The 14956-nt window shown below is 32.4% G+C and carries 14 protein-coding genes and 3 pseudogenes; 8 read left to right on the top strand and 9 right to left on the bottom strand.

The annotated features are described in order from the left end of the window. Positions 1–28 precede the first annotated feature (28 nt). The gene (locus FNB79_RS13275) at positions 29–1309 is read left to right on the top strand and encodes a M14 family metallopeptidase (RefSeq protein ID WP_246073276.1); all 1281 of its coding nucleotides are present in this window, start codon (positions 29–31) and stop codon (positions 1307–1309) included. Positions 1310–1333: 24 nt separating this feature from the next. Next, the gene (gene ggt, locus FNB79_RS13270; protein WP_143381771.1) at positions 1334–3022 is read left to right on the top strand and encodes a gamma-glutamyltransferase; all 1689 of its coding nucleotides are present in this window, start codon (positions 1334–1336) and stop codon (positions 3020–3022) included. A gap of 302 nt (positions 3023–3324) precedes the next feature. Here the strand turns inward: ggt and folE are convergent. Then, positions 3325–3768, bottom strand: a pseudogene (gene folE / locus FNB79_RS13265) (GTP cyclohydrolase I); the annotation flags it as partial. Beyond that, a complete protein-coding gene (locus tag FNB79_RS13260) occupies positions 3758–4162 on the bottom strand; it encodes a MerC domain-containing protein (protein WP_143381770.1) in 405 nt (134 codons plus the stop codon). The pseudogene folE and the gene FNB79_RS13260, both read right to left, overlap by 11 nt. An 89-nt stretch (positions 4163–4251) precedes the next feature. On the opposite strand from FNB79_RS13260, the gene FNB79_RS13255 reads away from it, so the two are divergent. Continuing rightward, on the top strand, positions 4252–4644 hold the full coding sequence (locus tag FNB79_RS13255) for a Fur family transcriptional regulator (protein WP_143381769.1): 393 nt from the start codon (positions 4252–4254) through the stop codon (positions 4642–4644). A 43-nt stretch (positions 4645–4687) separates the two neighbouring features. Here FNB79_RS13255 and FNB79_RS17265 read toward each other — a convergent pair. Continuing rightward, a pseudogene (locus FNB79_RS17265) lies at positions 4688–5299 on the bottom strand (5'-nucleotidase, lipoprotein e(P4) family); the annotation flags it as partial. A 16-nt stretch (positions 5300–5315) separates the two neighbouring features. Here FNB79_RS17265 and FNB79_RS13245 point away from each other — a divergent pair. The 3 genes and pseudogenes from FNB79_RS13245 to FNB79_RS13235 all read left to right on the top strand — a co-directional run. Then, a pseudogene (locus tag FNB79_RS13245) lies at positions 5316–5534 on the top strand (GTP cyclohydrolase I); the annotation flags it as partial. Positions 5535–5576: 42 nt separating this feature from the next. Then, positions 5577–6482, top strand: a complete 906-nt coding sequence (locus tag FNB79_RS13240; protein WP_143381766.1) for a GTP-binding protein — start codon at positions 5577–5579, stop codon at positions 6480–6482. A gap of 23 nt (positions 6483–6505) precedes the next feature. After that, positions 6506–7480, top strand: coding sequence for a DUF4625 domain-containing protein (locus FNB79_RS13235; protein WP_143381765.1), 975 nt, complete (start codon positions 6506–6508; stop codon positions 7478–7480). 144 nt (positions 7481–7624) lie between these two features. Here the strand turns inward: FNB79_RS13235 and FNB79_RS13230 are convergent, their stop codons facing one another. The 6 genes from FNB79_RS13230 to FNB79_RS13205 form a co-directional block, all read right to left on the bottom strand. Continuing rightward, positions 7625–8470: a 5-oxoprolinase subunit C family protein gene (locus tag FNB79_RS13230; protein WP_143381764.1), complete on the bottom strand. Its 846-nt coding sequence runs from the start codon at positions 8468–8470 to the stop codon at positions 7625–7627. Continuing rightward, the gene (pxpB, locus tag FNB79_RS13225) at positions 8463–9191 is read right to left on the bottom strand and encodes a 5-oxoprolinase subunit PxpB (protein WP_143381763.1); all 729 of its coding nucleotides are present in this window, start codon (positions 9189–9191) and stop codon (positions 8463–8465) included. Before pxpB ends, FNB79_RS13230 begins: the two co-directional genes overlap by 8 nt. A gap of 4 nt (positions 9192–9195) precedes the next feature. Next, positions 9196–9933 carry a 5-oxoprolinase subunit PxpA gene (gene pxpA / locus FNB79_RS13220; protein WP_143381762.1) on the bottom strand — a complete coding sequence of 246 codons (738 nt, stop codon included), beginning with the start codon at positions 9931–9933 and terminating at the stop codon, positions 9196–9198. A 2-nt stretch (positions 9934–9935) separates the two neighbouring features. Continuing rightward, on the bottom strand, positions 9936–11168 hold the full coding sequence (locus FNB79_RS13215) for an Nramp family divalent metal transporter (protein ID WP_143381761.1): 1233 nt from the start codon (positions 11166–11168) through the stop codon (positions 9936–9938). Positions 11169–11191: 23 nt separating this feature from the next. Beyond that, positions 11192–12325: a DUF2891 domain-containing protein gene (locus tag FNB79_RS13210; RefSeq protein ID WP_143381760.1), complete on the bottom strand. Its 1134-nt coding sequence runs from the start codon at positions 12323–12325 to the stop codon at positions 11192–11194. A gap of 256 nt (positions 12326–12581) precedes the next feature. After that, a complete protein-coding gene (locus tag FNB79_RS13205; protein WP_143381759.1) occupies positions 12582–12923 on the bottom strand; it encodes a winged helix-turn-helix transcriptional regulator in 342 nt (113 codons plus the stop codon). 209 nt (positions 12924–13132) lie between these two features. On the opposite strand from FNB79_RS13205, the gene nfsB reads away from it, so the two are divergent. Further along, complete coding sequence (nfsB, locus tag FNB79_RS13200) at positions 13133–13792, top strand: oxygen-insensitive NAD(P)H nitroreductase (RefSeq protein ID WP_143381758.1); 660 nt, start codon at positions 13133–13135, stop codon at positions 13790–13792. A 24-nt stretch (positions 13793–13816) separates the two neighbouring features. Further along, the gene (locus tag FNB79_RS13195; protein ID WP_143381757.1) at positions 13817–14659 is read left to right on the top strand and encodes a DUF4437 domain-containing protein; all 843 of its coding nucleotides are present in this window, start codon (positions 13817–13819) and stop codon (positions 14657–14659) included. Positions 14660–14956 lie beyond the last annotated feature (297 nt).

The following is a 14956-nucleotide window of genomic DNA, read 5'->3' as shown; positions in this document are numbered from 1 at the left end:
AATTAAAATCGGCTTTATTTTTAATTCAATGATGAAGAGTTCATTACTGTTGTTTTTTATGTTTAGTATTTCTATGGGGTACGGACAGAAGGAAAAATATAAAGGACAAGGTCCAATACGCATAGTTGCCACAGACTCTAAACCGGTACAAAAACAATGGAAAGGAGAGTTTAAATTTTCTAATAGCGGAGTTGTATTTTCTAATGAATTTGAAGGTGCAAGATTAAACGGAATTACTCAAAATAACGATAGTACGTATACAGCTTTAATTACTTCAGAAAACACACCTATAAACATTAGTCCGTGGTATGCGTTTAAGGTATGGTCTAAGAAAAAGCAAACTATAGATGTAATTTTAACGTATCAAGAATCTATAAAACACAGGTATTACCCAAAACTTAGTACAGATGGAATACATTGGTCTGTTCTAGATTCTATGCGTTATAAAGAATATGATTCAGGAAATACCAAAACATTTGGGAGTAGTGCTTTACCCTTAAAAGTAAAGTTGCGTTTAGATATTGGTCCAGATACACTATGGGTTGCAGGGCAGGAGTTGCAAAATTCTCATCTAGTAAATAGTTGGATAGACAGTCTAACCCAAAGAAAATACATTACAAAACGTACTATTGGGAAAAGTACAGAGGGACGACATTTAAACATGATTAGTGTAGGGAATACAGACTCTAAAAACATGATCATGATTATTTCAAGACAGCATCCACCAGAAGTTACAGGATATTTGGCTATGAAAGCTTTTGTAGAAACTATTGCATCAGATTCTAAATTGGCTAAAAAATTCAGAAAGAAATTCGGAACTTATGTCGTGCCTTTAATGAATCCAGATGGCGTAGATAATGGTTTTTGGAGACATAATACAGGTGGAATAGATTTAAACAGAGATTGGGCTAATTTCAATCAGCCAGAAACCCGAGCAGTAAAAGATTTTATGGAAGGCTTAGTTGCTAAAAATAATGGAAAGTTTTATTTCGGAATTGATTTTCATTCCACTTGGGATGATATTTATTATACCGTAGATCCTAAATTAAAAGGGAACATGCCAAATTTAGTGTCTGATTGGTTAGATAAACTTAGGGAAAATATAGAAGGTTACGATCCTAATATAAGTCCGAATGATAAGTTAGTTCCAACTACAGTTTCAAGAAATTATTTTTTCATAGAACATGGTGCAGAAGCTTTAGTCTTTGAAGTTGGAGATAATACACCGCGTGAATTTCTAAAAGAAAAAGCGGTTACAGGCGCTAACGAACTTATGAAATTAATGTTAAAACATATTAAAAACAAATAGCATATTACAATAAAATAAATACTTATGAGAAAACTACTTTATGTATTCATAGTCGTACTAATTTTTACAAATTGTAAGCAAGAAGAAGCCACTGTTCCCACAGGTTTGGTCACAGAAAAAGCCATGGTTGTGTCTGCTCGTGAAGAGGCCTCTAAAATAGGAACAGAGATTATAAAAAAAGGAGGAAATGCTTTTGATGCTATGGTAGCAACTGAACTTTCCTTGGCTGTCGCCTATCCATTTGCAGGAAACCTTGGAGGAGGAGGTTTTATGGTGTATAGAAAAAATAATGGAGAAGTGGGGGCGCTAGATTATCGCGAAAAAGCACCATTAGCAGCACATAAAGACATGTATTTAGATTCTTTAGGCAATGTCATTCCTAAAATGAGTACGTCTGGAGGTACAGCATCTGGAGTTCCTGGAACGGTTGCAGGTGTCATGGCTGTGCATGAAAAATTTGGAAAACTACCCTTAAATGACATCATGGAACCTATTATAGCTTTAGCAAAAAAAGGAGTTGTGGTTACAAAAAAACAAGCAAAAAGATTAAAAGGTACACGAAACCGATTTATTGAAGTAAATGGGGAAAGTACAAAATTCGGTCAATTATTTAAGGAAGGAGACACGATCAAATATCCTGAACTCGCTAAGACTTTAGAAATTATTATGACTGAAGGAAAAGATGGTTTCTATAAAGGAGAAGTTGCTCAAAAATTAGCCACATATATTCAAGAACATGGAGGTTTAATTACAGAAGAAGACATGGCGAAATATGAAGCCAAGTGGAGAGATCCTATTGTGTTTGATTATAAAGAGCTTAAAATTATATCTATGAGTCCGCCAAGTAGTGGAGGTGTAACGATGAATCAGATTTTTAAAATGATGGAACCTTACGATGTTGCTAAATTTGGACATAATTCTGCACAAACTGTTCATTTATTTACAGAGGCTTCAAGACGCGCTTATGCCGATAGAAATTATTATTTAGGAGATCCTGATTTTGTAGATATTCCATACGATATGTTATTAAACGACAAATATCTTAAAGACAGAATGTCTAATTTCTCTTTTGATAAAGCAACATTATCTTCAGAAGTCAGTCACGGTGATGTTCAGATTTACGAAAGTATGGAAACCACACATTATTCTATTGTAGATAATGAAGGTAATGCCGTTTCTGCAACAACAACGTTAAACGGAGGTTATGGTTCTAAGCTTTATATTGAAGAATTAGGCTTTTTTATGAATAATGAAATGGACGATTTTAGCTCAAAACCAGGCGTTTCTAATATGTTTGGTTTAATTGGAGCCGAAGCCAATAGTATTGCTCCAGAAAAACGAATGTTGAGTAGTATGTCACCAACAATTGTAGAAAAAGATGATAAATTATATATGGTTGTAGGTACACCTGGAGGTTCTACAATTATTACAGCAGTAGCACAGACTATTTTAGATGTTTACGAATTTAATTTAAGTATGCAAGATGCTGTTAATGCACCGCGTTTTCATCACCAATGGTTACCCGATCAAATTATTTTTGAACCAGACGGGTTTTCAAGCGATTTAATTGAAGGTTTAAAGTCTAAAGGATATATAATCAATGAAAAAAGAACACCAATAATAGGAAAAGTAGATGCCATACGAGTGCTCTCTAATGGTCATTTAGAAGGTGGAGCAGATAAACGTGGAGATGATAGTGCTTTTGGATTTTAAAGGCATTGATTTTTTGTAGCGGATATTATAGCGGACTGGGTGATATTAAAAGGCGTTTTTTCTATTTTTGTTCTAACTTAAATATTTTTTATGAAACGTATACTTTCTGTATTAGTTCTATTCATTTTATATAACTGTGCACCTAAAATTTCTGAATCAAATAATTCAGTAAAAAGTGACACCCAATCTATAAATTACAAACAAGATTTCAGGACACAAGAAAACACAGTATTAGCTGTTTTATGGCAACAAACGGCGTCTGAATATAAAGCGCTATGTTATCAATCTTATAACTTGGCTAGGGGCCGTCTCGCATAATAATCTACCAAGCGATTAATTTTAGACAGTCCAATAACTGTATCTTTGGGAATGTACCCCACATGAGCATATCCAATTATTGGTAAAAAATGATGTTCACATGCAGAATCTATGGTAATATGTTGTTCTACTAACATCTTATTATAACTGTACTTATTTTTAAAAGTGGATAATTTGGGTTTATTAATCGGATTTAAGCCATAAAATAATTCTTTTACATACATTTTAGCAACACGATATGGAGTACCAGACAAGCTATCATCTGTTAAATCTAACCCTAACTCCTCCATAATTTCTTTAAAATGAAACTGAATATTTGCAATCTTTTCAGCATCTGTTTTTTTAAAAGCATCTGCGCGTAATGGTGTATTAATACTTGTAGAAATATGATTATCTCCTGTATTAATTATTTCTTCTTTATTTTTCATGTGTACAACATTTATCTGTGTTACATTGGCAGTATTTTCTATTATATAAGTGCAAGCCAATTAAAGCTAGAGCAGGTATATATATTGTATTTTCTGGTATTAAAAACCAAGTTGTTTTTTCGTTTATAATCACAAAAAACAAAACACACCAACTGCACCAAAATGCTGGTTTTATCCAAGTACTAGTCGTAGTTTGAGCAGAACGATATATAGCAAAAAAAGAGATTATTAAAAAGAAATAATCTATAACTCCCCACCATATTGGCGTTTCATTACAAGCTGTGATAGCGCAACTTTGTACAATAAAAATAAAAGGTGTAGCAACGCAATGTATTAAACAAAGCGTACTCACTAACGCACCCAATTCGTCTGGTTTTTGTTTTAAAATAATCATACAAGATATTAATGCAACTAAGTTGCAAATCTAAATAAAAATCCTGTTAATGCAACTTAGTTGCTTTATAAAAATATTATATTTGTATTATGGGCGTGATTAGAAAAACAAAATCTGTAGAAGTTTTACTTAATGAGTTCAATACTAGCGGAGAAGCTATTTCTGCTAAACAGTTAATTGAACAACTCGATACACAATTTAATAAAACTACAATTTATAGAGTTTTAGACAAACTGGAAGAAGATGGTAAACTACATTATTTTCTAGGTAAAGAAGGCCTTAAATGGTATGCAAAGTGTAAAAGCTGCTCTGCCTCTGAACATAAAGATGTGCATCCGCATTTTCAATGCTTAAAATGTGGTAAAGTAGATTGTTTACCTGTAAGCATGTCCTTTCCAAAAGTTCCTAATAGAAAAATTATAGCTTCTCATGTACTCATACAAGGACTATGCGAGAATTGTTGTGAAGAAAATAAAATTTGAATGCTGAATATTTACTGATTCAGAGCGCATTAAACTTAAAAAATTAATACGTTTTTAATTTAGCTTTTCTAAGGGAATCTTTTTCTTTTTCACTTATTCCATAAGGGTTTTCGTTATACAAGCCATATTCCCAAGCCCCATACATAGGGTTAGGTAGGACAATAAAAGTAGATCCTAATTTAGATTTTAAACTATCTGTAATTTTATGGCGTTCTGAAGTTGGCTTATGATCAAAAACACTATTAAAATCTCCAAGATTATCTCCTATATACATAACGACTTCGTGTGTTTTTAATACACTACTTCTGCGTTCATCCTTATTAGAAGTCGTTGTTTGAAGCAACACATGTTCTGCATCTGAAAATGGTAAACCTTGTTTTTCTAAATTAGAAATGGTGGCATCTTTCTGATTTTCTTTACGATTAGAAATATAAAAAACGGTTACATTTTTACTCGCAGCATAATTGAAAAAATCGACTGCTCCAGCTAATGGTTCTGCAGATTCTAATTCGCCCCATTCATCCCAACTGTCATAATCAAACCCTTTATCAGTTTCAATTGACTTTGCCGAATATGGACTATTATCCAGTACAGTTTCGTCTATATCAGTAATAATAGCTAATGGTTTATTAGACGTGTTTTTTGCAAGATATTGATCTAATTGTAACCTAGTTCAAGAACGTTTAGTGCTTCAAATTCTAAACGATTTACAAGAGGCTTTAGGTACCCAAGATGTCATAGTTTCTGTAACAGCTAAACACTTATGTGTATCGTCTAGGGGTATAAAAGACCAAAGCAGTTACACTACAACTTTAGAATATGGAGGACAATTTTCGGATACAGCAATTCGCCAAGAATTCTTAAATATTGTATCGCAGGAGACACTTTAAATAATTGTAAATATAGAACTCGTAAGTATATCAAGTTAAGCTATGGAAGCGATTATTACCATTGTTGGATTTCTAGGAGCAGGAAAAACAACCTTATTAAAACACTTAGTCCATAATGCTATTAGTTATAATTGGCATCCATTTGTTGTACTAAACGATTATGAAAATGCAAATCTAGACGCAGTACAGTTTACAACACTTTTAGAACCAAAATATTTACGTGCGCTTACAGGAAGTTGTATATGTTGTAGCGGAATAGATGAACTTAGGCAATATGTAAATCGGATTCCCGAACGTCCTAAAGGAATTACTTTAATTGAAGCTAATGGTACAACAGATGCTTGTACACTTATGGAATTTCTAGGTGTTGGATTAAATGATCGGTTTTTACCTCCTATACAAATCTCGGTAGTTAATGTTACAGATTGGCAAACTCGTGGTGCACATAATGATCTTGAGAAAAATCAAGTACAGGTGTCGTCTTTAATTGTACTTACACATTTAGAACATACTACAACTCAAAGACAAAAACAGGTAATTCTAGACCTAGAAACTTTAAATCCTTTTGCAAAAATAACAACCATAGATGGCATAGATATAAACGAGCTGCCAGAACTTAATCCGTCAAAATACAAAACTAAAAGGTTAGACCATCGTAAGGCACATTGGTCGTCTTGTTCTGTAGATTTACCAGTACTCGTAGAAGTAAACCAAATTTATAGAATTTGTAACAAGCTTCCAAAAGGGATCCTTAGAGTTAAAGGATGTACACAAATAGAAGGCGAAGAGCAATACACTTATTTTGAGCGTACTCCAGATGGTAAAGTTTTTACCAGACCCTTTAATGGTATTCCAATTACAGGGGCAAAGTTACTTACTATAGGGCCGGGAAGTGTGCCATATATATTAACAGAGGCCATACAAATTGCATTACAGAACAGATCATAATAATCAATTATGTATTAAAAAAAATGAACACAAAATTACTACACAGATTAAAATTTCTATTTTTTTCCACAATGCTCTTATCGCTTTTATGTATATCTTGTAACCAAGACGATGATGTAGATGTAATTTTAGAAACGCCAAGTATATCTGAAGTTGAAGTTGGTCTTTACGATAATGAATTAGGAGTTGTTGGAGAAGATTTTCACTTTAATGCAGAATTTTTAGCTGGAGAACTTATTGATCTTGTTAAAATTAACATTGAGCCAAGACTAGGCGAAACATATTCATCAGATTGGTCTTTTGAGATGATATGGGATAAATATCAAGGCTTGAAAAATGCGACAATGCATCAGCATTTTGACATACCTGCTGAAGCGCCAAAAGGAATTTATGATTTTATTATTACAGTTACAGATCAAAACGGCACTTTCTTAGAAGAGGTAAGAACAATTGAATTAATTGATGCTGAAGATTACCCTGAGGTAAATCCACATCTAAGTGTTTTTGGTATAGATAAAATAGATGTTGATGGCGTTGGAGGTTTTTATAATTTCTACACGAATGGTGACTTTAGAGATGAAGACAATCCATTTTTTAGTTTGAATGAATCTATTTGGTCGTCCATTCAAATTGGTGGACTTAAAGGCGATGGAATTATGTATGGACTGCTAATAAAAAAGAGTCTTAACCATAAACCTGAAACAGTAGAAGCTATAGATTTTTCAAAAGTGATAGTCACAGAAGTTGTTACGCATTCTGGTTATGAAGAGGTAAGCACATTAAAAAACAGTTATAATACAAATTATAATAACCATTATTTATATGGGGCAGCTCTTAAAATTGGAGCAACAGAAGATAATAATTTACCAGATCCTAATCCAATTACAGTTACAAATGAATGGGAAAGTGGTACCTATTATTATGGATTTGTTTATACTAACACATCGTACCTTAAAAGTATATTTTACTATGTAGAATTTGATGTTGTAATGGAATAAGTAAGTAAAGAGTGTTTAAATTTATGTTTAAACACTCTTTAGTTTTAAAACAATTTTAAGAATGCTAAGTATAATGTTTAGAATTATTTTAATTGGTAGACTGTTTTATATCCAATTTAAAGGGAGTAAAATATCTAGATTGAACTATAGCAATTTAAAACTAAACTGTTGCCCCGTTTGCTTTTGAGCAAGAGTATTTAAACTATTTTGTTGTAATTGTAACACTCTAGGATAGCCACCTGTAACTTGACAATCTTTCATTAAAACAATAAGTGTTCCTGAAGGAGTTAATTGTACTGTACCAGGTAATACAGGTGCCGTAATTATGGCATCTAAATTATGATTTAATGGTTCTGTTAGCTGATAGGCCATTCGGTTATTTAGCTTAGATATTGAGAATGTTAAAGTGACTAAGAGTTGCTGTTGTTTATCTGTTAGCAATTCAAATTCTGGACCTTTGTATGCAGAAAGAGTAGCCGAATTGATATACCCCAAATCTACTTTTAATGTGGCATGAGCAGAATTGGCTCCGCTGTTGTAAACTGCTATAGGTAGGATGTCATTTTTTACTAAATGTTGTTGTTTAGTAACTCCTTTATACATACTTCGGCTTTGCATTACAATAGGTGTTTTAATACCTCCTTTTACCGCAATATAAGTTCGAAATCCTGTAATAGCACGACTAAAACTTAGTATATCTCCAGCCTTAATATATATTGCTTTATTAGTGTCTATAGTTATATTATTTAATTTTGGCTGCATGTCTGCACCAGAAATAGAGATTAATGTATCATTTTCAAATTGAAATACACCGCCTATCATACTCATTTCAATAACAGCATCATTGACATTGTTTCCTAGTCTAACATTTGCAATTTTCATAGCATACTCGTCCATGACTCCAGAATTTGGAACACCGTAATCATGAAACCCAAATCTACCTAAATCTTGAACAGTAGCATATAAGCCTGGTTTTAAAACTTTAATCATGGTAAGATCTACGTTTTATATCATAACTATCAGCTTCAACTAATGCGGTAATGGTTTCAAACTCTTGTAGAGATATAGAGTAAAATTGTATACGGTCTCCAGGTTGAGCAAAACACGGTTTCTCTAGTGTTGGATTAAAAAAAGAAAGCGGTGTTTTTCCTAAAATATTCCAACCTCCAGGACTATCACTAGGGTAAATACCAGTTTGTTGTCCGCCAATTGCTACAGAACCTTTTTCAATACGAGGGCGTGGTGTAGATTGTCTAGGCATCTCTAATATTGGATCTAATCCTCCTAAATATAAAAAGCCAGGTAAAAATCCAATACCATAAACAGTATAAGTTGGCTCAGAATGGCGTTTAATAATTTCTGTTTTTGATATGGATTTAGAGTCTGAAATGACCTGTAAATCCAATCCAAACATATCATTATAACACACTGGAATGCTCCAAATGTTTGTTGTTATTGTTTGATGTGAGTTTACAGAAGTATATAAGTGCTTTAAGTACTCTGTCTCTTTTTTAAATATAATAGGTGTGTTATATACAATTAGAAGCGTTTGATAAGCAGAGCGAATGTCCTGTATATTTCTAAGTTCAGAAGTTTCTAATGTTGCTTTAAATTTAAGTAAATCATCTAAAATAGACTCAGAGATTTGCTTGGGCCATTCTATTAAAATAGCATGTGCGCCATAGGCTTTGTATGAAAGTTTAAAAGCCATACGGTTATCTAATTTTTATTCCCTGATGCGTCAAACGCGTGGTGAGTGCATGTAATAACTCATAAGCTTTTGGGGTATCGCCATGTACACAAAATGTATCTGCTTTTATACTTTCAAAAGAGCCTGTTATGGTTTTTACTTGTTCTTTAGTAATGATATTAAACACATGTTCATACATAGAATTTGCATCGTCAATCAATGCATTGGGCTCTGTTCTAGCGACAAGTGTTAAATTGGAGTTGTAATTTCTATCTGCAAAAGCTTCATAAACAATAGGGATCTGATTTTTAATAGCCAAAGTAGCGATAATAGAATTATAAGGGACGTATAATTTTACTCGAAGCATCAAACATTTTAAGACTTCAATAATTACGCTTGCAATCTTTTCATCTACGGCAGCCATATTGTAAAGCGCTCCATGAGGTTTAATGTGATGTAAGTGCAAATGTTCTGTGTCTAACACGGCAATTAATGCTATTATTTGTTTTTTTATGGAATTAAATAAGGATACACTTGAGATATCTAGTGGGCGTCTGCCAAAATTTTTTTGATCAGGAAAAGACGGGTGTGCTCCAATTTTTACCCCATTTTTTTTTGCCAACAAGGCAACAGTTCTCATGGTTTTAACGTCTCCAGCGTGCCCACCGCAAGCAATATTACAAGACGAGATATAGGGCATAAGTTCAGATTCGTTATGAAGACCTTCACCAACATCAGCATTAATGTCAATACAATTTTGCATGTTTAAAACAGGTTTAATTGAAAAACTTTATTTAGTGTTGCAACAGATAACAAGATACTAATTATTAAAATAATACCTCCAAAAATATTGTGTTTTAGGGTGTTTTTGTAATTTCCTAAAATAGAAGTTTTATTCATAATCCAAATCAAAAACCCAGCAATTACAGGTAGTAATATACCATTAGTTACCTGTGCAAATGTTATAATTTCAATGGGCTTAATTCCTAAAGATGAAAATATAACTCCGAGTAATATTATACTTCCCCAAACACTTTTAAATTTTAAGGTGTGCATATTGTCTTTCCAACCTAAGCAACCACTCATAACAAATGCCGCTGCTAAAGGTGCTGTTATAGCACTGGTTATTCCGGCAGCAAATAAACCTATAGCTAAAAAGTATTTTGCTAAATGTCCAAATAAAGGTTCTAGTCCTTTAGCTAAATCTATTGCATTATGTATTTCAGAGGTTTGTATAGAAGCTGCAGAAATCATGATACACATTGAAACTAGACCGCCTAAAATTACTGCAATTATAGTGTCTTTTCTAGCAAACTTTAAATCGTTTGGTGTGTGCCATTTCTGTTTTACTAAAGATGCATGTAAAAACAAATTATAGGGAACAACAGTTGTACCGATTAATGCTATTATGGTAAGTAAACTATCTTTAGTAACTTCAGGGATAAAAGCACCTTTTAAGACCGCAATTAGATTGGGTTTGGTAATAATTGCTGTGAGTAAAAACGCCAAACTCATTAGTGTTACTAAGGCTACTAAAATGCGTTCTAAAATTTTATAATTTCCTAGGTATAATATAAAAGTAGCAATACCACCAATAAGTAAACTATGTGTATTAATAGTATAACCTAAAAGATATAAATTGTGTGGTCCAATAATAGTTTCTAACCCTAAAACGCCACCACTAATATTTCCAGCTTCGTAAGCAGCGTTTCCTATTACGATAGCAGATAATATTAAAGCTATAGCTAAAATTTTAAAAACAGGTTGCTTAATTTCTGTTCTAATAATTTCAGATAATCCTTTTTGGGTAATAATACCTAGTCTAGCCGACATTTCTTGTAAAACAATAGTAGAAATTACAGATAAAACCATTGCCCAAAGTAAAGAGAATCCAAAAGAAACTCCAGCTAATGTGCATACTGTTACTGTACCAGGGCCTATAAAAGCTGCTGCAACTAATGGTCCTGGACCTATGTTTTTAAACCAATTTTTCAAAATTATATAGGGCTATAACCCCTTTTTTATTTAGAATTAGATACTGTATTTAATGCATAAATAGCGAAACTTCCTAGCCAATGTCCGCCTTCGTAACTGTCAGAAAATATGCTTGGTAAAGAATAATTAATACTATTATGAGCTATGTTTTTTAAATGATTAAATTCTGGCATCCCTTCAGCTATTTTATAAAAGCTCCAAGCTCTAGAAAAATTTAAACCATCTAAATGTACTAAATGTCCATCTGTTCTATCGGAAACGATACCGGGTTCTAGACTATAATTTTTATCCTCTAATTCAGGCAAAAATGTATGAATCCATTTTAAAAATTCGGTTGTCGTAAGCAATCGTTTCATTAAAGCCGCTTCTTCTAAACATGGCGATAAAAAATCACTACCACTAGGTTCCCAATTCATAGGGCAATTGCTATCGGTTAAATAAAATTGTTTAGCACGGTCTGTAATGGCCGTCTTTAAAGCGGTATGGTTTACGGTTTTAGCATAATCGAAAGCAAAAGATAATCCAAAAGCAGTATTTGTATGTGTGCCAATACGTTGCGGGTAATTAAGTTTGGGTAAGAATGTTATAAACTTTTCAGCAATAAGATTTGTTAAAGGTTGTAAATTTGTTTCTAATGTTCTAGCAGTAGTATCGTCCCAAGTATGTAATTCTTCTGCTAATTTTAATAACCATGCCCATCCATAAGTACGTTCGTAATTTTTGTTGTGATTGCTTTTAAAATAGGCGACTTCTAAAGCAATATTTTCTTTTGATATATTATTGAGTAACTGTTGTTTAATTTCATCTGCATTGTCTAAATCTGGAAACGATTTTAATAAACGTACTAAACTCCAATGTCCATGAACTGCAGAATGCCAATCGAAACAACCATAAAAAGCAGGGTGTAACACATGAGGTTCTTGTAAGTCTTCAGGTGTTCCTAATGTCTGATTTAATTTATTTGGATATTCTGTATTTATACAATGTAAAGGTAATTTGGCTAGCCTATTGGCATGTGCTAAATCTAATTTTGGAACAGTATATATTGGAGTTGTTTGTAATGGTTCTTCTAGAAGATTTGAAGTTTCTTTTTTTTGGTTTGAAGACGTATTGCAACTTACCAATATTAAAACTATAATAAGCGGAATAAATGTTTTCATAAAGGAGATTAAAACGTTTAATCTTCTAAAATATAAAAATGGAGTTGAAAAGCTGGAGTTACGCTTTAGTTATTTTACGGTTTAAGTCTGAAATTACGAATTATATATTTTTAATTGGTTTTTATGAGAAATACATGTTAGATTGAAAATAACGTCCTCTCAACTTATTAATAATACTAGTGAATTTGTTAATATAATTTACACCAATGACATCGAGTTTATGATTTATAGTTTTAGAAAGACAAATAATATATTATTAACTGTTTTTTGAGTGAAGTGCAACAACATAATCACCCCAATCTGCTATAGATTGAATTATAGGAATTAGCGTTTTGCCAAAATCTGTTAATGCATATTCAACTTTTAAAGGCGGTTTAGAAGTGTAAACTTTTCTACTAATAATGCCATCTTCTTCTAATGTTTTAAGTTGTAAACTTAATGTACGTTCGGTAACCGTTGGCATTTCTTTTCGTAATGCATTATAACGTAATGGCCCTTTAATTAAATGATATAATATTACAGTTTTCCATTTTCCTCCAATAATGCCCATGGTTAAACTTGCACAACAGGGATAATCTTTTCCTTTAAATGTAAACATAAAATTGCGTTTTAATTTACAAAGGTATAATACAATAATTAGGTATGCAACTATACTTTTTATAGTCAATTTTTGATTTTAAACACCTGTAAGTTATGTATTTGTGGTTTTGTTTTTATACTATCCTTTTTGACCGTTATTGTGAAGCACAATTACAATACATACTTTTGCTACTATAAAAATGATAGTATAATTATAAATTTATAGAAATGAATTTACAAGATATTTTAAATTGGAGGTATACCACTAAAGAATTTGATCCAACAAAAAAGATTTCGACATCTGATATGGCAGAAATTAAAAATTTGCTAAGAATGACTCCGTCTAGCGTAAATCTTCAGCCTTGGCATTTTATAATTGCAGAAACAGAAGCAGGGAAAGCTCGTATAGCAAAAGGAACACAAGGCTTTTTTAAGTTTAATGAACCTAAAGTTACAAATGCATCTGCTGTAGTTTTATTCTGTGTAAAAACAGATGCCGATGATGAGTACTTTAAACACATAGCAGATACAGATGATAAAAATGGTCGATTTCCTAGTACAGATATTAAAAACGGATTTTTAGGTGCTGTAAAAGCATTTGCAGGAATACATAAATACGATTTAAAAGATCTTCAACATTGGATGGAAAAGCAAGTGTATCTAAATATTGGGAACTTTTTATTAGGTGTTGCGAGTTTAAATATAGATGCCACACCAATGGAGGGCATAGATGTAAAGGCTTTAGACGAAGAGTTTGGGTTACGAGAAAAAGGATATACAGCATTAGTAGCTGTGTCTATAGGCTATCGTGCAGAATCAGATTTTAATGCTACAGAAAAAACTCCAAAATCAAGACTGACTGCACACGAAATTTTTACTGAAATTTAGTCAGAAAATATTATGTTTATGGGCATGAAAAAATATATTTTACATGTATTATTCATTTCTGTTGTGTGTGCAAATGCGCAAACATCAAAATCGTTTACTGAAACGTCTAATAATGATGTCGTTACTTTAGATCAGGTAAATTGGGGCCTGTTAAATCCATTACGTGGCGATAAAAGTCCTGCTGCAGGACAATTGTGGGGAGACCGAACAGAAACTTCTGCATCTGGTTTTTTAGTAAAATTTAATACAGGCTTTTCTTCGCCTCCACACATTCATAATATAACGTATAGAGGAGTGGTAATTTATGGTGCTGTACATAATGCTGATGAAAACGCTAAAAATATGTGGTTACCAACAGCTTCATATTGGCAACAACCTGCTGGCGAACCTCATATTACTTCTGCTTCAGGAACTACTAATTTGGCTTATATAGAAATTGAAAAAGGCCCTTATTTGGTACAGCCTAAAAGTGACGCTTTTAGTACAGACTTACATTCGTTAAATGTACATGCATCTAATTTAGTGTGGTTAAATGCTTCAGATATTAATTGGATTGATAACAATAGTGGAGTGCAGTCTGTTGCTTTATGGGGAAATTACTTCGCAGGTGAACTTCATGGTAGTATGCTTAAAATACCTGCTCATTTTAATGGCAATATCAAGAGTTTATGTTCAGTTTTTAGAGCAGTAGTTATTCAAGGAACCATTAATCATAGTTTGGAAGGAAGTACATCGAGTTTACTATTAGAACCAGGCTCGTATTTTGGGATGGTAAAAAATTCTACTCATAAGATATCTAATACTTCAGATGAAGCAGTTATTCTTTATATCAGATCAAATGGAACGTTTAATGTTAATGTCATTTAAAAAATAATTGCTTAATTAATAATTGTCTCCCAAATTATTGATTAATAGCAGGAAAGGCCACAGTAAAATGTGGCTTTTCTATTTTTATATTATAAAGCTCTATAATTAAGATTATTAAACTATACCAAAAATAGTAAGAACAAAGGGTTAATGAATAAGTTAAAAGTAAGATATAATAATATGTGATTTTCGATTAAAATAAAGTCTTAAAAAACAGAAGGTTTAGAATATATTTAGACCTAATTATCTGTTTAATTTATACAGATTTGGTGTGTATGTATGTGTAGTTAAAATTAT

The sequence above is a fragment of the Formosa sediminum genome, from assembly GCF_007197735.1.
In the GTDB taxonomy this organism is placed as follows: Bacteria; Bacteroidota; Bacteroidia; order Flavobacteriales; family Flavobacteriaceae; genus Formosa; species Formosa sediminum.
This window is presented reverse-complemented; position numbering and strand designations above follow the sequence as displayed.